The following is a 21,682-nucleotide window of genomic DNA, read 5'->3' on the forward strand; positions in this document are numbered from 1 at the left end:
ACATTTAACTACGTTTTAGCCATGCGACACCTTTCCTAACAGACCTCTGGCTTCTGCTACAATGCTTTCGGTCAGGGTGTGGGGAGAGAGTCCTTTGCCGGTGATGGCATAAAAGCGTTCAGAAATCTCATCGATTTCGCCAATACAGACCACGTTATAAAAATCTGCAACATGCCGGGCGATAGCCGAGGGAGCACAAAATACGCCCATCCCCTCGCTGCCAAATACCTTTAACAACGCACTATCATCAAACTCCGCTACAATTTTAGGAAACAGCTGATTGGCTTCCAGCCAGCTGGTTAGCCCCAGCGTGATCCCTGATTTTTCCCCCGGAAGCAACAAACTGGCACCATTGAGCGAGTCCGGGAAATCACGATGGTGGTCGCGATTGGTGGCGCTGGCAAAGAAACTTAAATGGGATTCACCTAAAAAATAGCTGTGAGCGTTAATCCGGGTGCCTGGCGCAACTCCGCGGTCGGCAATGATCATATCGATTTGATTGATGGCTAAGTCACTGATTAATGAATCAAATGGTCCTTCGCGAAAGATAAAACGTACACTATCCGACTGGCTCATGGTGTGATGTACAAAATCGTAAGCAAGTACTTTAGGGATAGCATCGGTAATACCAATGACAAAGGTTTGTTCTACAGCCTCATTATTAGCATGCAGCAGCTTAGCCAGCTGATTACCTTTTTGAAAAATATCGCTGGCGTGCTGAAATACCAGCTTACCCTTGCTGTTGAGGTGCAGGCGTTTATTTACCCGGTCGAACAGCGGATAGCCCAGTTGCTTCTCAAACGTGCTTAGCTGACCACTGGCAGTTTGTGGCGTTACATGCAATAACCTGGCGGCACTGGCGATACTGCCTTCACGGGCAATAAGGTAAAAATAATAAAGATGATGATAGTTTATTTGATTCATAATCAGGAAAAACCGATGTTTGTATTAGAATATAACAGTTTTAATCTTTATTGTTGAGGGGTTACTATTGTCATCAGTAAATGTTTGGTGTCTTTTCTATTGGATAGGTAAATAACTTAATGGAAAAACAGATCGATCTGCGACAAACCAGGAAATACCTGATTTCATTGCTTAAGCCGGAAGGCAGCTTTTTTGGCGTGGCGGCGGTGTATGGAGTGGCAATTAGTTTACTTACCCTGGCTATCCCCATTGCGGTACAAACGTTAATCAACAGTATCGCCAACATTGGCTCAGTGCGCGCGGTGACTATTCTGGCTGGTATTCTGTTTGCGACCTTGTTTATCTCCGGCATTTTTAGTGCGCTGCGGATGCGGGTGATGGAATATTATGAGCGTCGGGTGTTTACCCGCCTGGTGTCACAGTTTGGCCTTAAAACCATTATGGCGCCGCACAGTTTTTTTGAGGGCCGCAAAAACACCTCAATTACCCATCGTTACTTCGATATTATGACGCTGCAAAAAAATATCCCGTCGTTAATGGTCGATGGCTTTGCACTGGTGCTGCAAATCATTGTGGGTTTTACTCTGGTGTCCTTTTACCATCCTTTTTTGTTTGTCCTCAACATGATCATTCTGCTGGTAATGTACCTGGTATGGAAAATCTGGGGGCCGGGGGCTAAACGTACGTCAATTGAACTGTCGCAAAGTAAGTATGATACCGCCAAATGGTTGAACGATATTGCTTCTGCTCATGAGTTTTTTAAGTCTGCGGATCATCTCGATTACGCCGGACGGAATACTGAACAGTACATTCAGCGCTATATCAGTAAGCATAAAAATCACTTTACCTTTACCTTTTCGCAAGCTGTGTCGTTTTTACTGTTGTATGCCTTTGCCAGTGCAACGTTATTGGGGTTAGGCGGCTTTCTGGTAGTGCAGGGCCAGCTTTCCATCGGTCAGTTGGTCGCTGCTGAGCTTATTATGTCGGCGGTGTTTTTCGGGATTTCACGTTTTAGTCAGTATCTTAAACTCTATTACGAATTATATGGGGCTGCCGAAAAAATTGGCTCGGCGCTGGTTATTCCGCAGGAAGAAACCCACGACAACGGAGCGCGGATTCCTTCTTCTTCCAAGCTGGTTTTCAAGCGTTTGGCGATGTCCCACTTTGATGACAGCTGTTACCTTGATGGCACTCTTGACGCAGGTAAAAAATATTTCATTACTACCCGTAAAAGCTGGGTGCAAAAGCAGCTGGTGAGTTATCTCAAGCGTTTTGAGCATCCGGCCAAAGGCGACATATTGTTAGGTGAGTACAGTCTGTTTGATTATGACATGTATGAGCTGCGTCAGGCAGTAAGTACGCTGGATCGCGCTTTGATTATTGAATGCAGTATTGAAGAGTACCTGCGTCTGGCTGCACCGGAGGTGACCATTGCCGAAGTGCGCGGTGCGCTGGAAGAGGTTGGTCTGGACGAAGTGGTAGATAATCTTGAACAAGGCATTGCTACTCGCATTTCGCCGTTGGGGGCGCCTTTGCAACCGCTGGAGTTTTTACTGCTTAAGCTGGCGGCCGTTATTTTATCCAAACCCCAGGTGCTGGTAATTAATCAGCATTTTGATGCTATCCCCATGGCCACCAAAACACGCCTGCTGCATCGCATCGCGAAATTGCCGTGTACGGTGCTCTACTTTACCAATATGCCGGTGCCCGGTGTCTTTAATGCAACCCTGAATTTGCAGGACGTATTGTATGTAGAGGAAGAAAATCAACGCGCAGAGGGAGCAGAGTAATGAGCAAGGCTGAGAATCGTTTTATTCAGAATATTACGTCATTACCCGCGCAAATCATTCCCAGTGTGCACAAGGTGGTGTGCTGGATGATTGCTTTTTTAGTGCTGGCTGTTGCCGCCGGCCTGTATTTTACGCCCTGGATCCAAACTGCCCACGGCACTGGTGTAGTGGACTCCCTTGATCCGGTAGACAGAATGCAGCCCATTTCGGCACTGGTTGATGGTCAGATTCAAACCTGGCATGTGCGCGAGGGCATGGCGGTTCGCGCTGGCGATCCCATTGTAACGCTGATTGATGTGGATGCGCAGCGACTGGAAAAACTGCAATCACAACTTTCCGCCACGCGTCTGGCGCATCAGGCAAATGAAACCGCGGTGGCTAATGCAGAGAGCAATCTGGAAAGGCAACGGGCATTGCAGCAGCAGGGATTGGTGTCTCGTAAAGAGGTGGAGGCGGCGCTAATTAAGGTGCAGGAGCTAAAAGCCAAGGCCGCCTCGTCATTGGCTGATATTAATCAGGTGTCCATGGTGTTGTCTCGCCAGGCCACCATGACTAAAGTCGCACCGGTAGACGGCACAATTTTGCGTTTGTTTAATGGCGGTGTATCAACCTTTGTTAAGGCCGGTGATGTACTGGGGCAGTTTATTCCTAAAAATGCTGAGCGTACGGTTAAAATTGTGATTAGCGGCCTGGATGCGCCACTGGTTAAGCCCGGGGCCAGGGCGCGCCTGCAGTTTGAAGGCTGGCCGGTGTTTCAGTTTAGCGGCTGGCCTGGCACAGCGGTGGGCACTTTTGGCGGAGTCGTTACCTATGTTGAGCCCGTTGCCGATCTCACTGGTGCCTTTCAGGTGTGGATAGAACCCGATCCCAGTCAGATGCCCTGGCCGGAAGAAAATATTGCCCGTCTTGGCAGCCGGGTAAAAGCCTGGATTTTGTTAGAAGAAGTTCGCCTTGGCTACGAGTTATGGCGTCAGCTGAACAACTTCCCGCCACAAAAGCCGGATACGCCAGCCAATACCTCAGCTAAAAGCTGGTAGGGGAATAGTGATGGAACTACGAAAAATCCTGTTCGTCTGGCTGCTGGGTGCGGCGCCGCTGGCTTTGGCTGAAGATGCCTTGCCCACGGTGCCCGGGCTGATTGCAAATATGCAGCAGTATCATCCCTATGTTGGTGTACTCAACGAGAAAAATAACCAGATGCAGTTTGGCTTACAAAGTGCGCAAAGTGAATTTGACCCGCGTATAGAGCAGGACATCAGCGGCCGCCTGAGTGGCTATTACGATGGTTCAGCCGCGGCGCAGCGCTTTGTTCAGCCCCTTGGTGAAATGAATGCCAGACTGATCAGTGAATACCGTGTGGCAACCGGTGATTTTCCGGTTTATGAAGAACAGTACAATACGTTGTCAGGCGGCGAGGCCAGCATAGGCGTGGCATTATCGTTACTAAAAGACCGCAGTACGGATAAACGTCGGGTAGGGGTGGCTAATGCCCGCTTGTCTGTTCAGCAGTATCAGGCAGAGTTACAGCTGGGGGTGAACGACTTTTTATATAAAGGTTTAAGCCAGTATTTAAAATGGTACGAAGTCAGCCTTAAAATTGCGGCAGTAGAGTCTTTGCTGGAAACCTTAAGCAGTCGTCGTGATGGCCTTAAAGAAAGGTTGTCCAAGGGCGATTTGGCGCAAGTCACTCTGACCGAATTTGAGGCCAGCATTCTGGAACAGCAACTGGCCCTTTCGCAGCTTCAGCAAACTCAGCGAGCCGCCGCTCAGGCGCTGGCGTTTTACTGGCGCGATAACCAGGGGCAATCACGGGTCATCCACAGTCAGGCAACCCTGCCTGAGGATATCCGCTGGCCCTACGCGATAACACCGGTACAGGTAGCCAATTTACGCAATGCAATAGTCGACCATCCTGCGCTGGCTGTGATCCGAACTGAACAAGCCGTTGCAAAAAACAAGTATCGACTAGCTGAAAACCAGTTACTTCCTAAACTGGATTTAAAAGCGCTGGTTGCCAGGGATATTGGCAGTGGGCCAGCCTCGCTGGCCGAAACCGAAGGTAAAGTGGGGTTAACTTTCTCCTACACTTTGGGTAACCGTAAGGCTAAGGCTGAGCAGGCCACGCAGAGCTCTAAGCTCAAAGTACTCGAATACGAACTGCAACTCGCCAAAGACAGATTAAGCCAGCAATTTGAGCAAACTTACGCCTACTGGCAGCAAGCTAATGAAGTGCTGGAGCTGCAACGTAAAAATGCCGAGCTGGCAGTAACCTTATCCACACTGGAGCGCAAACGCTTTGATGCGGGCGACAGTGACATGTTTAAGCTTAATGCCCGCGAGTCCGGTGTACTAAAAGCAAAGTTAAAAGCCATCGAAGCCGAAGTAGACTTACTATCAGCGGAACTGGCACTGCATCAGGTGGCTGTATCGCTGGCAGGGTAACCCGGCACCGCGTTAGATGCGCCGAGGTTTAGACTTGTGCTAAGCTTTTTCATCCTCAGCGGATTCGCTATCTGAGCGGGCGGGGCGCAAATATGTAACAAAGTGTTAGATCGCCTTGCAATCAAGCCTTGTTTTGACTAAATTCTGCGCATCTTCTCAGCCGGAGCTGCCGCCATCATGAACAACTAAGCCTGTTATCCATAGAACACTTTTTTTGGATCTACAGGGTTAGTCGGCGTGGCTCACGGTTGAACTTACATCGCGCAATGTACGCGCGATGCCTACTTTTTATGTGCTGCTACGGCCGTTGTCCCTGGTATACAGGAGGCACATGATGCCGATACTTAAAGCGCAAAATCTTGCATATACACTTCCCACCGGAGACATTCTTTTTCAGTCGGTTTCGGTGACGATGACATCACCCCGGGTTGGCTTGGTGGGTAAAAACGGCTGCGGTAAATCTATTCTGGCGGCAATGCTAAGTGGTGCACGTAAACCGAAGGCTGGGCATGTGGCGTGTGAGTTCAGAACCGCTATGTACACGCAGCAACCCGGTCAATGGCTTCACGAAGGAGCAACGATTGCCGACCTGCTGGGCATTACTCCGGTAATCGACGCCATTGCGCAAATCGTCGACGGTGATTGTCACCCCCAGCTGTTTGAAACCGTTGGTGACCGCTGGGACATTGTGGAATCTGTCAGCGCCCGGCTGGCAGCGCTTGGATTGCCGCAGGACTGCCAAACGAAGTGCGCCAGCCTGAGCGGTGGGGAACTGGCCAAACTGCGGCTGTGGCAGCTGTTTAATGCCGATCATCAACTGCTTATCTTAGATGAACCGTCTAATCATCTGGATGCTCAGTCCAGAGACTGGTTAGCCAGGCAAATCCGGCACACTGATGCTGCTGTGCTACTTATCAGTCACGACCGACAATTACTCGAAGATATGCAGGAAATCTGGGCGTTAAGCTCATCAGGTATACGGGTTTATGGGGGCAATTATTCCCACTATGCCGAACAGAAGTTCTTCGACGAGCAGGCACTGGAGCGTCAGTTAAATGCGCTCAATAAGCAGCAACAGCAGCTTCAGCGACAAATTCAGCGGGATCACGAAAAAGCTCAGCAACGTGCGGTGCAGGGTCAAAAACAGCGTGGCAGTCAGGCTAAATGCTTGCTGGACAGCCAAAAAGACAGGGCGACAGCAGGCGCCTCCAACCGCAGTAAAAATGCCCAGGCCAGGCAAAGGCAGTTACAGCAAAAAACTGACAAGTTAAGAGCGGCAAAAGTACCGCAAAGGCAACAGGCAATCTACCTTGCAAGCGCACAGACTAGCCGAAAACAGGTTATTTCAGTTGTGCAGGGCAGGCTGGCATTTGGCAGTGAGCAAAGGATTAATCTGCAAGTGGCGGCAAACGAAAAAATACATTTGCAAGGAAGCAACGGCTCAGGAAAATCAACCCTGTTGAAGTCAATCCAGGGCCAAATTCCCCTTAAGCAAGGTGAGTTAACCGTAAGCAGCCCATTGTATTACCTTGACCAGCATTTTAGTATCGTGGTCCCTGTACAGAGTTTGTTGGATAACCTGCTTAGTAGCTGTGATGGACTCACCGAAGCTGATGCCAGAACAATACTGGCAGGAATAGGATTTCGTCGCGACCGTGTTTACACCATGGCTGGCGAATTAAGCGGCGGTGAAAAAATGAAGCTGGCGATGTTAATTGTCAGCCATCAGTCGGCCACACAATCGGGTCAGCCATTTTTGTTACTTGACGAGCCGGATAATCACCTGGATTTGGACAGTAAAATTTTGTTGGCTCAGGCGCTGAATCAACATCAGGGCGGCTTTATACTGATTAGTCACGACACGCTTTTTGCCAGGGAAGCTGGCTGCTCACAGGCTTATGTAATGTGATAGTCTGATAACTCACTATTGCTAAGTTAATTACTCAGCAAGGCGCTTCGAATAAAAGTGATTTAATTCATGATGAAAAATACACCCTTGCTCATAGCCGGTTGGCTAAGCATGGCGGCTGCTGTTGCTCATTTGCTTTGCATAGTGGGTGGGCCAGACTGGTATCGCTTTTTTGGTGCGGGCGAACGTATGGCGCAAATGGCCGCAGACGGTGATATCTATCCCACCATGATTACTGCGGGCATAGCGTTGCTCCTTAGCATTTGGGGATTATATGCATTTTCGGGGGCTGGTATTATCAGAAGATTACCCTTGTGCAAAACCTGTCTTGTTTTGATCTCTGTGATTTTTTGTGCTCGTGGTCTGGCAGGATTCTTTGTTCCGTTTTTGGCACAAGATTCCATGATGCCGCAGAATTCCCCTACATTTTGGCTGGTCAGCTCATTAATCTGCTGCGCCTACGGCCTGCTTTACTGGCAGGGTACCCGGCGTTTGTTTAAGTCGTAGAGGGAGGCGTTGCCAGATGCCCGTAAGTATTAATACTGCGCTTTGGAATACCAGGGCGACCGGGCGTCTGTTTCTTTAAATAAACTAAACCGTTTCCCCACGCGCTGGCCACCGTCACGGGTTAGTGGTTGCCAGCTGATGTTGCCACGGCGGGTTGTCGGATTTATGTTGATTAAATCAAAGGGAATAGAAATATAAAAACCCTTGGTAAAGCTACCTTCTCCGTATTCGTCAGACGTCAGGTTGGTTTTAGTCACATAGGTGCCGGCTATTACACCGGAATCAAACTGCTTTGAAAAATCGAAGGTAAAACCAACATCTTCTGCCAGGTAACGGCCAACACTTATTTTGAGTAAAGTGTTATCCAGTATCGTATTCTTTTGCGGTTGCCAATAGAAAGTGGCATGACCTGTCGCAGTGCCGGTTTGCACCCTGTACGGTCTTTCAAGCTCCTCATCTATATGATTCTCTTGTGCATATAAACCAAGAAGCGAGGTTGGCTCCCGTTGTTTTACGTAGTTAATGTCCACACCGAAGGCCCAGCTAGTATTGAGCGGGCGGTACAACCATTCACTGCCCACACCGGCAAACATAGATTCCAGATAGCCACCATAGTACTGAACGAACAGATTAGTGTTGAGACGCGTAAAGTAGGTAAGTTGTAGGTTACTTAGCCGGATGTCTTCCTTAAAATACTGCCTGGTTAAAGTGCGAACCCGTGTTAACGAGGTTCCATCCGGTGGTACGGTATAATTGAATTTATCGTAATTATCGAAGATGTTGGCGTAGAGGCTACCAGTGACAAGCCAATTTCTTTTAAGCTTGTATTCAAGCCCGCCCCGCAGGCCTGCCGCAAATAAATAAAAGTCTTCAGAACCGCCAAAAGACTGGATTAAAACTGGCGCAAAACCATAGCTGAATCGTGAGGATTGTTCGCTGGTAGGAGAGCCATAATCTGATTCAGGGTTGCGGGTAACCACCGCATCCTTAAACGAAGCATTTGGGTAAGCGGCGGTTAAGACCTGCTCCAACTGCTGTCTGTTTACGCTTTTTTCAGATAAATTTAGCCCGTGATTTGCAGTAACAATACGGTATTGCTCTGCTTCCATTCCGGTGTTGGCCAGTAAGACCGCAGCATGTGATGCGGCCGCATCATCATCGCGATATTTACTTTGCTTACCTACAAGCGTGATGGTTTTGTTTTGCTGATAAATTCGGGCTTCAGCATAGCCAGCTTGTTGCTTAACAGTGGATAGCACCTTTTGCCATTCCTCTTCAGACAACGTGTTTTTAGATTCGGCTTTGTGATAAGCGGGAGGTGGAGAAGGTGTCCAATGTGGTTTCAATGAAGCAAAGTTAGTGCTTATTGTTAAGCCTAATGCCAGGGTGTTCCCTCGCTCGTAACTTAAATGCAAATGTCCCCAGTCTGACAGTGAATACACTGCGCCGATATTCCAGGGGGACGACACCGGTATAGCAATTTGGTTGCGTTGTGTCGGAAAATCATTCTGATAATCATTCCCGTCATATTCAAATTTTACGGCAAGCCCTGAAATCGGTGTCTGGTATTCAATTCCACCAAAAAAGGAAAGACAGCCTGAAAACATGCGGGAAACATCAACACTACCGCCGTTACCGGAATAGCTATTACTTCTGGAACAAGCCCCGCTGGTCTGGTTTTGGTGTATGTTGTTTCTGTTAGCGATATATCCCCATCCTACACCAATGGTTAAATCGATAGGGCCTAATTGTTTGCTTGCAACAAAGTACTCACTGTCAAACAGCCCTGTGCCACCCAGATCGCGCAAGCCAACACCTATTTGTGGCGCCCAGTTGCCTTCTTTTAAGAGGATTGCTTTTACATCAATCGACTTGTCTGTGTATTCGTTATCGCCACTAAAATTGCTGTCGTAGCTGTATAAAATATCATGGACCTGAGTAAATCTAATGTTGCTCTCTAACCAGGGAAAGACTTGTAATGAAAGAGAATAATGTCGGTACAGATCGTTATCGGAAAGGGTAAAGCTGAATTCCCCGGTTGGTTTTACCCGGGCGGTGGGCATCTGCATTAATCCAACACCACCAAAATCTGACTGAGAGTGGCGGGGTATTGATGAATTAAAGATGGGTTCCTGAGCCTTTACGGATTTAGCGGGTAAAACAGAAAAAGCGACTAAACCAAGATTAAGACAGAAAAGGGAAATACGACCACCAAGCATTACATCATTTCTCTCAGAAGAATCAAAGCAGCCTGGTTATCAACGTTTTTACCGGACTGGTTATTCATTAAATTCAGTGTTTCCGGGAATGGCACATAAATAACAGCACCAGGCGCGATATCCTTAAATGGCGTATCGGCTAACTGGCGAATGGGGTGTTCCTGAATAATGCCGTCGGGTTGAATAACAAATACCGCAGAGTCAAAAAAGCTTATGCCTTCCATGTTCTGTGAGGCCGTTAGGTAATCTACGGCGGTAAAACCGCTTTGCCAGTTAAATTGTCCATGATTCGCTACGTGCCCGGTGATGGACACGCTGTTTGGTGTCTTAAGGTGAACCAGTAAGAGTTGCCATTCTCCTTGCAGCAATGGGTTTGCCTGCGGGTGATTTATTCTTGAAAAATCAGGGTCAAGATTAATAAATACCCGGGAGGACGTTGGCGGGGATTTAACATACTGATTAAATTCATTAAACGCTGATTGCGCAAATACATCGCTAAGATTGATATCGCTTGCCAGGACATTTGAGAAAATCGGAGCTGAGATAGTTATTTTTCTTAACGTTGAACGGTCCCAGTCGATGTCCTGTTCAGATACTGACAATGTATTAAGGCATGCGAGAGTTACGTCGCTGAGTCTTGGTACTTCTGCAAAGTGCACGAGCTGACTTACCCTATTGTCTTGCTTTAATTGACAACTCACTTCTGTCGCCATGGCCGTGTTAGCTAAATACCCCATAAATACGGCTAACACACAGGACATCGTTAGGAACGACCGTTTTGAGGGAGTCATCCGTTCGTGCTCCCCATAAAAAAATGTGGCAGCAGCAAATTAATAGTATCTGCTCCGGGATAAGGGTGCTGCTGACTTTTTACTACCTCCCCAGAGGAGGGAATAAGCCAAAAATGGTTGGTATACTGGAAATCTATTTCGCTTAATGAAACATTTTCACTGATATGTACCAGTTCCAGTGCTCGTTCAAAATGTGTAATGGTCTCTTTACCCAGGATAGAAAAACGTGATGTTGCTGAATATTGCCTGTGATATCCGGGAGACCAGCTTAGCTTGTATGACCATGTTCTTTTAACATCAGGAAGCAAAATGTTCAGCGAAAGGGGGTCGTCTTGTTCTGAAATGATGGCTGACAGATTGCCCGCTTTCAGATTTATGGTTTTAACGATACGACCTGCTTTGGTGGCTAACATTTCCTTGTCGGCAGATAACCACTTATAAGTTTTTGCAGGTGTCGAGGGCTCAATCCAGGTGAGTATCATGAGTGCCTCAGCATTATCATTAAGATGCGCAATTAAAGCCGCATAAGGAGTAGCTTCGATCTCTTTAAGACTAATAGGGGGGCTTTTTCCTGCCACTGATGCAACAATGGTATCAATAGCATCTTTGCTGGTCTGGCTACAGCCGTTCAAAAGCAAACAGTAGCTTATAGAGATAACCTTAATCCAGTGACGAGCCATCTTACCCGCGTTCCCGGTGAATGTTGATGGCGCAAAGTGGCCACCAACAAATTTAATGGATTAATAATTTAGAGCGAGGCCGAAACACTGGTGGTGGTAGGTGTTTCTTCCTCGTCATCATTAGCCACCGCAACGCCTACTGCGGCGATTGCTGCTGCACTAACCGCTATCGTTGTTACTGACAATCCGCCAACAGCGGCTCCCGTTGCAGTCGCTACAGAACCTGCGGCAGTCAGCCCTGAGGACGCGGCCGCGCCGGTTGACGCTACGGTACCAGTTGACGCTACGGTACCAGTCGTAACCGCTGTGGCGTTATACACTCCGGCTACGGCGCCAAACTTTGCAGAGGATTCGGTTATATCAATTATCAGATTGTCGTCAAAACCTGCTATGACGGCTGGTGCTACCTCAAGCTCGGTAAAAACAAGCAAGGCAGGAAGGGCAGAGTTTCTGGTCACCACTTCAGCCGTAATTTTTACCGGGTATACCTGGGACTTATAGACTTTATTGTCAGTATTTTTAACCAGTAACAAATATTCCATATTGGAAGAAGCAATTGATGGAGAGGGGATAGTTCCTGAAAAATTTGTACCATCAGCACTGCTTAAATTAACGAAAAGGTAATTAGCCCCGGACTCATGCTTAAAGTATGCCCTTACAACATCGGCACCCGCAGTGTCGTTAACAATAGCATTGACCTCGATCCTTTGCCCTACTTTAGCGGTGGCAACCGGGTTATGCTGGATAGCAGACTCGTTACCTTCCAATAATACCTGCGCCTGGCTTAAAAAAGAAAAGCCAACGAATAACAGAGCACAACATCTTTTAATCATTACAAACCGAACAGCCATGACGAAAAACTCCTAAAATCTTATTTCAATTAACCGTGATTGGTTATTCACGCCTAGCTGATGTTGTAAGCGCGGTTAGTACTGGTAAAGGGTATTTAGACTACATATGAAATACGGCGTTGCGCTGTTCTTCGTATGAAAACAACGTCTTTAGCCTACTGCGTACATCCATGTAAAATCCGTCAGTCGAACAAAATCTACACTACAGTAAAAATATCGAAAAGACAAAGGCTCTGTTCTGCTAATTCGATTGTTACTTGGTTGGGCAATCAATTTACTTTGCTTGGTTAATCCCGCTTAGGCAAAACTATCGAAAATATTGACCTGATTCAGTATCCGTGTATCGTAAACGATGACCTTTTAAACAAGGAAGAACTAGTGAAGTGTATTCGCCTTATGCTTATGTTCATGGTTGGGTTGGCCTTTCAGACACTCGCCCAGGATGATATGACAGATGAAACCATCAATCCCTCTGTTTATTTGTCAGATACCTTTCAGCATCGCATCGCCGGGCAATCTCAGTTCACCATCGCAGTGCTGCCTATGGAAAACGTCTCTCTTGACCCTGATGTAGCCTATTACTTTCGCCAGCGTGTAATTGAATTGCTTGTTGCTAAAGGCTACACGGTACTGGGGCAGGACTGGGTTGATAATGCTTTATATCAACTGGGTTTGACTCACGCAGGACAGTTACGCTTACTGACATTTGAACAACTATCCAAGGTTGTAAAAGCGGATGGTTTCATGTTTGGTATTGTTGAGGAAGCAAGAACCCAAAATGCAGTTTTGTACAATGGATATGTTTATAAATCTTCTCTTAAGCTCGATTCAGCTTCTGGCGAAAACCTATGGTATTCGCTGGAGCAACGTATTTCTAAACGTCGTTTCGCCGTAGATCCGATTAACGCAATATTAGATGTTTTACTGATTAATGAAGGCGGTGATAAGCAGCAAGCCGCAGGAGCACTGGCTGACAGATTAATGGCGGCAATGATAGACGGACCAGTGCAAATGATTTTTGGTGACGATTTACTATCTCAGGCCACTGAAATAGAGGCTCAGACCATCAGTGTGGATACTGACAATGAGTCACAACCGACCGAACAGAGTAACTAATATTGCAAACGAAGCAGAGCTTAGTTTCAGGGGAAGAAAAATGCAGTTAAGGCTAACTAAAGTAGTAATTTTTTTGCTTTGTACATACAGTGTGATGTGTTCTTTTTGCAGTGTTGCTGAGAATGACAACGCCGAAAGCAAGCATAAAAAAGTGATAGCGGTTGCCTCGGTAGAATTGGGAAACCCTTCTGCAAGATTAGTTTATAAACCTGAAGCGGTAAGGGATGTCATTACGCATAGTCTGTATCGGCAACAACAATTTAAGATCATCGATTGGGCGCGTTTGAGTGAAGTGCTGTTTCGAAGAAATATGGAATGGTCAGATGTCACCGACAACGATGAAGCGCGCGGAGCGATTCAGGAAATATTGTTAAATGATTATTTTTTAACCGGTACGGTAAGTCACTTTAGTGAACGGGTCGATTACGATGGCGGAGCTTTTTCTAAAAAGAAAACGCAAATAGCCAATATTCAGTTAGACCTGTTTATTAAAGATGCTTTTACCAATGAGGTTGTTGCTGCAGCCAGAGGGCAATCGGAAAAGTCTCACGAAGTAAAACAAAGCCTGGGATTTGGTGCTGGAGCCGGGGCAAATTCAGCGTTAGCGCAGGAAGTATTAAACGAGGCGGTGGATAATGCGCTTGAGAGTCTCGTAGGGCAATTGCAATGAAAAAAATAACCCTGCTGAAACTGATTTTTCTTTTGTATTTCTGTACAACCAGCCTCTTGTGCCTGGCTCAGGAAAACTGGGTTGAAGTAACCGGCTATGCAGATATGAGTGCCGGCAAGCCTGTGGCAAGACGACAGGCGCTGGTGGATGCTTATCGTCAGGCTATCAGTGAAGGCGGCATTATTGAAATTGGCAGTTATTCAGAAAGCAGTAACTTCATGATGGTTACAGATGTAATGAAAACTCAATCTCACGGCTTTATTAAACGCTATGAGGTTGTCAGCGAAGGCATAGATAACAACGATGCAGAAATATTTGCGATAAAAATAAAGGCACTGGTTGTTACGGGGTTAGGCGATAGTGACGACGAGGGCTTAAGCGCTTTTATTAATTTGATAGGCAAACCGAAAGTATTATTTCTGGTAATGGACCCGCAAGGCGAAGGCTCATCAGTTAGTACTTCAGAAAGCTACCTGGCCGAAGCCTTCGCAAAAGTTGGATACGGCGTAATGACAGGAGATGACCTCCCGGCAACAGACGAACCAACCATTGAATTGCTGGAAAAAGCTCGTGGGGGAAATGGTGCTGCCGCTGCTTCACTTGGTCGTCAGGCTAATGTTGATATTGTCCTGACCGGGCAACTTCAGGTTGAGATGAGCAGTATGTCAGGTGGCACTGATGTTACCGCACAGATTGGCAACGTAAATTTGAATGTAAAAAGTATTATCCCTGGCAATGCTAAAATTATCGATGTTCAGTCTGCGCAGGACAGATTTATGAGCCTTCAGCAAGGCTCTGCACTGATAGCCCGTCAAAAAGCCATCAAAAGTGCAGCCAAAAGAGTGGCTGATAAAATGATAAGACAGATCCCCGAGTACTTATCAAAGGCTCCCAGAACCATAAAAGTGACTGTCGGGAATCTCGATTTTGGCAAGATTGATGATTTTAAAGCTCTGTTGGCAAAGACAACCGGGATTTCTGCGGTAGATATGATCAATTGGTCGCAGCAGCAAACGTTGTTTGATGTAAACGCGGAATTTACAGGCCCCAAAGAGCAGGACCTGGCTAAGCGGTTACTAAAACAATATCCTGGAGCCAGCATTGTTGCTTTGCAAAACTACGCAATATCGATTGACTTATAACCGCTGTCAGGCAGCTCTGGCTGTTTTCATAAAGCTTTTACACTGGCGGATAAAAGCACTGTTTTGTTCGCTTTGAGAGGCCTTGGGTACATAATTCAGCTCAATAAAAGCCTGACTGATAGCTCTAAACTGACTGGCCGACTGTGGTGTCAGCTTATCGGCTACGCGCTCGGCAAAAGCCTGGGGCCCTTCATTGTTTCGACTAAGGCCGGTGAGTTGTTCTGCTTTGCTGGTGGCCTGGACAAACCAGCGCAAATTAGCGGGCAAACGTTTACGCTGCCAGTGCGGAATAAAATAAAGCGCAAGTAACAAGCTAATTAGCAAGCAAATCCCCAGCATTAAAAACATTAACCGCTGAGTGGTGACTTTGCCTAATAGCAGTGCCAGCAGATTTTGCTGCCGCTCGGCGTCGTAGCCGAGGATCCAGCGGGACCACTGATAATCAAGCAAACTGTAAAGCGTGCGTAGCTCGGCAAATAAAGGTAACTGCTGCAATCTGGCAATCTGGTTGTTGGCTAAAAATGCTTCCTCTTCTACCGCCTGTTGCAAACCCAACTGAATACGGGCCGGAGCGACTACTGCACTGGGATCGAGCCTGGTCCAGCCACGCTCATCCAGCCACACTTCTACCCAGGCGTGGGCATCATACTGATAAACACTAAGCACATCCGGCTGCAGCGTTTCACCACCGTGGTAGCCGGTGACCATGCGTGCAGGGATCCCCAGCAAACGCATAACATAACTCATGGCACTGGCGTAGTGAGAGCAAAAGCCTTCTTTGTAGTTAAATAAAAATTCATCCACGGGATTATCTGGCATGGGAGCTGGCGTCAGCGTGTAACGAAAACCCTCGTCGGCAAAGTAGTCCATTACTGCCTGTACCCGTTCAATCTGAGTCGGATAATCAGCCGCGAGCTGTAAGGCCCAGGCCTGGGTTTGCGGGTTAATACTTTGATTAACCGGCAGTTGCAGATTAAGCCGGTTATCCAGACTGAGCAGGGTTTGATCCATTGAGGTCTGGGGATAGGAGCGCAACCGATAAGCGCGTCGGGTGGTGATCGGCGTTTCACTCAGCAAGGTGTAATCAGTACTCTGCCAAATGGATTGGGCACTGGTGTGGTCTGCCGGTATGGCCACATCAATACCAAACAGCCAGTTCTTGTTGGTTGGCTCGGCAATGACTTCATATTGCCACCAGTAACCGCTGACCCGGGGTTTAAACTCGTTTTTTAACAGCCGGTACTGTTGGCGAGCCTGCTTGCGCAGCGGGCTTACTGACCACTGTTTACCGTCGAAATATTCCAGTGCGATAGCCCGCCAGTAACGTTCGGGTGGGGGTGGCAAAGCGCCGTCGAAGGTAGCCCGAAAAGCCAGTTCTGACGATTGGGTTAAATTAGCAATATCGCCTGGGGTTACCCTGTCCGATAAACCGGTTTCGGCGTTTTTGGAGACCGGCATTTTCCATAAAGGGGGTAACTTGGGCAGAACAACAAACAGCAACAGGGTAATCGGCAGCGCTTGTAAGCTCATTACGGTAAGGCGTTTAAAATGCCATGTCAGAGGCCGGGAAGGGACAAAATAACGGCCAATCGCCACCAGTAAGGCCAGCGTAAGCAGGCCGTAAAACAGTGTCATAATTACCGACTGATGAAAGGTAAAGCCCATCCCGAGGATAAACAGGCAGGTACAGAACAGATGAAATAAATCCCGTGGCCGGTTGAGCATAATGAGTTTTAGTGCCCCTGCGAGGATCAATAAATTCACCATTGTCAGCAACAAACCTATTTGCAAACTGAACCAGCCCAGCACAACGCAGCAAAGCAAGCCCAGCAGGTTAATTGTGCGCGGCGATGGCATGGGCTGATACCAGCCTACAAACATCACAATGCGAATGCCGGTAGCACACAGTGCGATTAACAGTACCCAAAACAATAAGGGGTCAAACAGACTCAGGCTAAGCACGCAAAAAACCAGCGCAATAAGCAGGCTGGCGGTCTGGTTGCGGATAGGTTTATCAATCGGCTGCATAGTCATTAATGGTTTGCCGGTAATCGGCCAGATATTTCAGGCAGCGGTGTTTGTGCGCTTCGCCGGTAGCCGGTTCGATGCGTTTATTTCCTAATAACAGGCCAAATACGTGTTGCCGGGAGGATAATCGGTTGATCTGATAGCTAAGCAGTCCCAGCGCTTTTTCCAGCGGTTCGCCGGCATAGGTCTCAAGACTCAGCCAGCCGCCTTCCTGTTGGGTTTGGTTAAAGGTTTTGGTGCTGAGTTCGCCGCCCTTGGCTGCCTGCTTCCAGGCCACACGATTCATCGGGTCGCCGGGTTTAAAGCTGCGCAAAGTGTCAAATTCATCGATACCGGGCACGTTGCCCGCGGCATCGCCCTGGTTAGCATCACTGGCGTCCAGCTTCAGAGCGGAGGGGATGGGTTTGGGGTAAATTGTCAGTGTTTTATTAAAATCCAGATGAGTCCAACAGCGGAAAAAGCCCAGCGGATAAGTTGATGAGAGGGTCACTCGCGGCAGTTTAAAGGTACCGCGCTGGCGCGCTGGCAGCAGTAGTTTTACCTCTTTATCCTGATCGGCCCTGCGATTTAAAACGGCCAGCTTACTGCCGCGCAATTGCATATGTAAACCGCCATTGAAAGGTTGGGACTCATTATTGACATGTAACTGAATGCTCAGTAAAGCATGGTCCTGCTGGTAGACTGGCAGGATATCTTTTACCGCCAGCGAGACTGACGTGAAATTGCGGTATGTAACAAACAAATGCAGTAAAAAGATCGCCAGTAAAAACTGAAACAGTAACAACATCAGATTATTCTGGTAATTGGTCCCCAGAATAAACAGGCCGACGCAGGTGAGCAGGTAACCAAAGCCAAACCGGCTGGGAAAAATAAACACATTCTTCAGGTTTAGCTGATAGCGGTGGCTGGGCGGTATACGGCGCTGCAGCCATCGGTCATGAATAGTGTGTAACGAGCGTTTAAGGCGTGAAACCATCAGGCCGCCAACGGATCGGTAAGAGACAATATACGCTGACTCAACAGGCCATCATCGCGGTAATCGGTTTGACTGCCTCGTAAGCGATGTTCGGCAACGGCGGTAAATATAGCCTGCAAATCCTCGGGTAATACGTAATCCCTTTGGTGCAATAAAGCCCAGGCCTGAGCTGCGCGCAGCAGTGCTTTACTGGCTCGGGGAGATAAAGGATAGGGAAATTCGCTGTTATCCCGGCTTTGGTTAACCAGACGCAGCAGGTAATCAACAATAGGGTCGCTGACATGCACTTTGCAAACCTGACTCTGTAAGGTCTGGAGTTGCTCGCTGCTGAGGGGCGGTGCCTGACGCGGTTGGTGATGGCTGCTCATGCCAGCGGACTCCCGTAGCATGCGCTTTTCAGCTTCGTTGTCAGGATAGCCCAGACTGATCCGCATTAAAAACCGGTCTAATTGTGACTCTGGTAATGGGTAGGTTCCGGCCTGGTAACTGGGGTTTTGGGTAGCTATGACAAAAAAGGGTTGAGGCAGGGCACGAGTCTGGCCATCAATGCTGACCTGATGTTCTTCCATCGCCTCAAGCAAGGCGCTTTGTGTTTTTGGACTGGCCCGGTTTATTTCATCGGCCAACACCACCTGACTGAATATCGGCCCCTTATGAAACTCAAACTCCCCCTGTTGGGTATTGTAGATGTTAACGCCGAGCATATCGGCGGGCAGTAAATCCGATGTGAACTGAATTCGTGCGAATTCTAAGCCGAACACCGTAGCCAACGCATGGGATAAAGTGGTTTTGCCCATCCCGGGCAGGTCTTCTATCAGCAGGTGACCATTGGCCAGTAAACAGGTCATCGCGAGCTTTATTTGATGAGGCTTACCAAGAATCTGACCCTCAAGGTAGTGTAATGCCTGTGTGAGATCTGTATGCATAGATTGTCCGGTATATTGCGCCGCTAATTAATGAGTGTATTCCTTTGCCAGAAATACTCTATCAAATGTAAACAGCGACTTAGGTGAGCTTGCCGATACTTAAGTATAGGAGAAGACTGCTCGCTGAACAGGCAACGAAGCCAACTAGTCTGTATTAAGTGCTGCGATCCTTGGCTGGGTTGACTATAATGGCGGGCAAAAAAGGAAGCAGTAAAAATGAAAACAATAGAAATCGATGATGAGCTGTATGCGTATATTGCCAGCCAGACAAAACATATTGGTGAGAGCGCAAGTGAGATTTTACGTCGTCTGTTAATTGACGAACCCGGTGTAGTGACTACGGTAGTGACTAACTCCCAGCAAAGCCCGGCGGCAGCGCCTGTCGCACCGGCGGAAACTGTGGCAGATGCTGGTGTGCAGGAAGAAGTAAAAACACCGGTTAAAGCTGTAGCTAAACCTGCGCCTAAAGCCGTGCCTGTGGCTAAGGCTGGGCCTGTAGTAACCGCAGAATCTGGCGAAGCGTTACTGTCACGGGTTAATAAGGATGCCCTGAGTATGTTTGATAAGCGGGTGGATCAATTCCTGTTTATTTTGCAGCAGGTTTATCTTCAGCATCCAGCCGATTTTGCCAAAGTAGAGTCTATCGTTGGCAAAAACCGCAAATACTTTGCCAGCAGTAAGGAAGAACTGCTGAAATCCGGCAGCAGCACCAACCCTAAAGCTATTCCTGAGAGTGGTTATTGGGTAGTGACTAATAATAATACGGCGAAAAAGCTGGCGATGCTGAGCCAGGTTTTGCAGATCTTAGGATATGACGATAAGGTAGTGGAAACCGTTAGCGAAACCTTTGATTCGTAATAAATGATGTACTTTCAAGACTGACATAAGGAAATATTCATGGCGTTACACCCGGAAGCTGGAAAAGCAGCTGCTCCTGAGCAATTGATTAACGTAGCCCAACTGGTTAGCCAGTATTTTAGTTATCAACCTGATGCAACGGATCCTGCCCAGGCGGTAAGTTTCGGTACGTCCGGACACCGTGGTACGGCGGCGCAAACCACGTTTAACGATATGCATATTGCGGCGATTTGTCAGGCTCTGGCCGAATACCGTGAACACCAGCAAATTACCGGGCCGGTTTTTATTGGTAAGGACACCCATGCGTTATCTGAGCCCGCCATGATCACCGCTATTGAAGTCTTAAGTGCTAATAATGTTTCGGTGGTGATACAGCGAGCAGACAATGACTCTATGGGATATACCCCAACCCCGGTTATTTCCCGTACTATTATTCGCTACAACCGTGGGCGCACAGAGGCCTTTGCCGATGGTATTGTAATAACGCCGTCGCACAATCCTCCGTCAGACGGTGGCTTTAAGTACAATCCTCCCCACGGTGGACCAGCCGACAGCGATGTAACCAAAATTATTCAGGAACGGGCCAACAGCCTGATTGCCAACGGTAATAAAGATGTTAAGCGTATCGATCTGAAAGCCGCCATGGCTTCTGATTTTGTTACCGAACAGGATTTTATGGTGCCGTATATCGAAGATCTGGCGCAGGTGGTAGACATGCAAGCCATCGCTAAGGCCGGTCTTAAACTGGGTACAGATCCGCTTGGTGGCGCCGGAGTAGGGTACTGGAAATACCTGGCCGAGCATTACGATTTGGACATTACTGTGGTGAATCCAAAGGTGGATCCGCAGTTTGGTTTTATGCGTCGTGATAAAGACGGTAAGTTACGCATGGATTGTTCATCAGCCTATGCTATGGCGGGGTTAATTGAACTTAAAGATAAGTTTGATTTGGCCTGGGGTAATGACCCGGATTTCGACCGCCACGGCATCGTGTGCCCAAGCAGTGGCTTAATGAACCCCAACCATTATCTGGCCGTCGCTATTAATTACCTGTATCAGCATCGTCCGGAATGGTCTGCCAGCCTTAAGGTAGGTAAAACGCTGGTATCAAGCTCCATGATTGACCGCGTTGTCGCGGATATGGGCCGCGAACTGGCGGAAATGCCGGTGGGTTTTAAGTGGTTTGTTGATGGTTTATCTGATGGCACCTTAGGCTTTGCTGGTGAAGAAAGCGCCGGCGGTATATACCTGCAGCGCGATGGGCAAACCTGGGCAACCGATAAAGACGGCTTTATTATGTGTTTGCTGGCGGCTGAGATTCTGGCGGTGACAGGTAAAGATCCGGGCCAGCACTACGATGAGTTAACGGCCAAATTTGGTTCGCCTTGTTATCAGCGGGTTGATGTAGCGGCAAGTCTGGAAGAAAAAGCCAAACTATCTGCCATGGATGCCAGTGTGGTAACCAGTGAATCGTTGGCAGGAGAGCCTATTACCAATGTGCAAACCCATGCGCCGGGCAACAATGCTGCCATTGGTGGCGTGAAGGTGTCTACCGAAAACGGTTGGTTTGCAGCACGTCCTTCAGGAACAGAGCAAATCTACAAAATTTATGCTGAAAGCTTTAATGGTGAAACTCACTTACAGGAATTAATTAAGGAAGCCGAGCAGCTTGTTGCTAAAATAATCAAATAGCCTGCCTGCTCCATTAATTATTGTTATAAATTTGTAAAAATCCGGCATGTTGCTTAAAAAGCATGCCGGGTTTTTCTGTTTTTAACAAAGATTTTACAAACATGTCGATTCAATGCTGATATATTCGTACTATAGATTTGTAATTAAATTACATTTTACTG

At 47.7% G+C, this 21,682-nt stretch carries 18 protein-coding genes; 10 read left to right on the forward strand and 8 right to left on the reverse strand.

What is annotated here, in order from left to right:
• Positions 1–15 precede the first annotated feature (15 nt).
• Positions 16–924 carry a LysR family transcriptional regulator gene (locus BFC17_RS02725; RefSeq protein WP_070174915.1) on the reverse strand — a complete coding sequence of 303 codons (909 nt, stop codon included), beginning with the start codon at positions 922–924 and terminating at the stop codon, positions 16–18.
• A 119-nt stretch (positions 925–1,043) separates the two neighbouring features.
• Between BFC17_RS02725 and BFC17_RS02730 the strand changes: the two genes are divergently transcribed.
• The 5 genes from BFC17_RS02730 to BFC17_RS02750 all read left to right on the forward strand — a co-directional run bounded on the left by BFC17_RS02730 (position 1,044) and on the right by BFC17_RS02750 (position 7,572).
• Positions 1,044–2,714 carry an ABC transporter transmembrane domain-containing protein gene (locus BFC17_RS02730; RefSeq protein ID WP_070174916.1) on the forward strand — a complete coding sequence of 557 codons (1,671 nt, stop codon included), beginning with the start codon at positions 1,044–1,046 and terminating at the stop codon, positions 2,712–2,714.
• Positions 2,714–3,751 carry an efflux RND transporter periplasmic adaptor subunit gene (locus tag BFC17_RS02735; protein ID WP_070174917.1) on the forward strand — a complete coding sequence of 346 codons (1,038 nt, stop codon included), beginning with the start codon at positions 2,714–2,716 and terminating at the stop codon, positions 3,749–3,751. Before BFC17_RS02730 ends, BFC17_RS02735 begins: the two co-directional genes overlap by 1 nt.
• Before the next feature lie 10 nt (positions 3,752–3,761).
• Entirely contained in the window at positions 3,762–5,156 is a 1,395-nt protein-coding gene (locus BFC17_RS02740; protein ID WP_070174918.1) for a TolC family protein, read from the forward strand.
• 331 nt (positions 5,157–5,487) lie between these two features.
• Entirely contained in the window at positions 5,488–7,065 is a 1,578-nt protein-coding gene (locus BFC17_RS02745) for an ATP-binding cassette domain-containing protein (RefSeq protein WP_217494007.1), read from the forward strand.
• A gap of 69 nt (positions 7,066–7,134) precedes the next feature.
• Positions 7,135–7,572 (forward strand): hypothetical protein, encoded by a 438-nt coding sequence (locus tag BFC17_RS02750; protein WP_070174920.1) that lies wholly within the window; start codon positions 7,135–7,137, stop codon positions 7,570–7,572.
• Positions 7,573–7,601: 29 nt separating this feature from the next.
• Here BFC17_RS02750 and BFC17_RS02755 read toward each other — a convergent pair whose 3' ends face one another.
• The 4 genes from BFC17_RS02755 to BFC17_RS22690 all read right to left on the reverse strand — a co-directional run bounded on the left by BFC17_RS02755 (position 7,602) and on the right by BFC17_RS22690 (position 12,113).
• Positions 7,602–9,791 (reverse strand): YjbH domain-containing protein, encoded by a 2,190-nt coding sequence (locus tag BFC17_RS02755; protein ID WP_070174921.1) that lies wholly within the window; start codon positions 9,789–9,791, stop codon positions 7,602–7,604.
• Positions 9,791–10,582, reverse strand: coding sequence for a capsule biosynthesis GfcC family protein (locus tag BFC17_RS02760; protein WP_083271541.1), 792 nt, complete (start codon positions 10,580–10,582; stop codon positions 9,791–9,793). Before BFC17_RS02760 ends, BFC17_RS02755 begins: the two co-directional genes overlap by 1 nt.
• Positions 10,579–11,262, reverse strand: coding sequence for a YjbF family lipoprotein (locus BFC17_RS02765; protein ID WP_070174923.1), 684 nt, complete (start codon positions 11,260–11,262; stop codon positions 10,579–10,581). The genes BFC17_RS02760 and BFC17_RS02765 overlap by 4 nt, the downstream gene beginning before the upstream one ends.
• Positions 11,263–11,330: 68 nt before the next feature.
• Complete coding sequence (locus BFC17_RS22690; RefSeq protein WP_083271542.1) at positions 11,331–12,113, reverse strand: hypothetical protein; 783 nt, start codon at positions 12,111–12,113, stop codon at positions 11,331–11,333.
• A 378-nt stretch (positions 12,114–12,491) separates the two neighbouring features.
• Here BFC17_RS22690 and BFC17_RS02775 point away from each other — a divergent pair, with 378 nt between their 5' ends.
• From BFC17_RS02775 to BFC17_RS02785, 3 genes are read left to right on the forward strand one after another with little or no spacing between them, the layout of a single operon-like run.
• Positions 12,492–13,229, forward strand: coding sequence for a GNA1162 family protein (locus tag BFC17_RS02775; RefSeq protein WP_139141978.1), 738 nt, complete (start codon positions 12,492–12,494; stop codon positions 13,227–13,229).
• Between the two features lie 40 nt (positions 13,230–13,269).
• Positions 13,270–13,899: a CsgG/HfaB family protein gene (locus BFC17_RS02780; RefSeq protein WP_070174925.1), complete on the forward strand. Its 630-nt coding sequence runs from the start codon at positions 13,270–13,272 to the stop codon at positions 13,897–13,899.
• Positions 13,896–15,041, forward strand: a complete 1,146-nt coding sequence (locus BFC17_RS02785; protein WP_070174926.1) for a flagellar assembly protein T N-terminal domain-containing protein — start codon at positions 13,896–13,898, stop codon at positions 15,039–15,041. The genes BFC17_RS02780 and BFC17_RS02785 overlap by 4 nt, the downstream gene beginning before the upstream one ends.
• A gap of 6 nt (positions 15,042–15,047) precedes the next feature.
• Here the strand turns inward: BFC17_RS02785 and BFC17_RS02790 are convergent, their stop codons facing one another.
• The 3 genes from BFC17_RS02790 to BFC17_RS02800 are packed head-to-tail and all read right to left on the reverse strand — an operon-like array spanning position 15,048 to position 18,971.
• Positions 15,048–17,075, reverse strand: a complete 2,028-nt coding sequence (locus BFC17_RS02790) for a transglutaminase TgpA family protein (protein WP_083271544.1) — start codon at positions 17,073–17,075, stop codon at positions 15,048–15,050.
• The gene (locus tag BFC17_RS02795; RefSeq protein WP_070174927.1) at positions 17,056–18,045 is read right to left on the reverse strand and encodes a DUF58 domain-containing protein; all 990 of its coding nucleotides are present in this window, start codon (positions 18,043–18,045) and stop codon (positions 17,056–17,058) included. The genes BFC17_RS02790 and BFC17_RS02795 overlap by 20 nt, the downstream gene beginning before the upstream one ends.
• A complete protein-coding gene (locus tag BFC17_RS02800) occupies positions 18,045–18,971 on the reverse strand; it encodes an AAA family ATPase (protein WP_070174928.1) in 927 nt (308 codons plus the stop codon). Before BFC17_RS02800 ends, BFC17_RS02795 begins: the two co-directional genes overlap by 1 nt.
• A gap of 216 nt (positions 18,972–19,187) precedes the next feature.
• On the opposite strand from BFC17_RS02800, the gene seqA reads away from it, so the two are divergent.
• Together seqA and pgm are read left to right on the forward strand one after the other, a co-directional pair.
• Positions 19,188–19,829 carry a replication initiation negative regulator SeqA gene (gene seqA, locus BFC17_RS02805; RefSeq protein WP_070174929.1) on the forward strand — a complete coding sequence of 214 codons (642 nt, stop codon included), beginning with the start codon at positions 19,188–19,190 and terminating at the stop codon, positions 19,827–19,829.
• A gap of 39 nt (positions 19,830–19,868) precedes the next feature.
• The gene (pgm, locus tag BFC17_RS02810; RefSeq protein WP_070174930.1) at positions 19,869–21,521 is read left to right on the forward strand and encodes a phosphoglucomutase (alpha-D-glucose-1,6-bisphosphate-dependent); all 1,653 of its coding nucleotides are present in this window, start codon (positions 19,869–19,871) and stop codon (positions 21,519–21,521) included.
• The last annotated feature ends 161 nt before the right edge of the window (positions 21,522–21,682 follow it).

The organism is Marisediminitalea lipolytica (genome assembly GCF_001758465.1).
Lineage (GTDB): Bacteria > Pseudomonadota > Gammaproteobacteria > Enterobacterales > Alteromonadaceae > Alteromonas > Alteromonas lipolytica.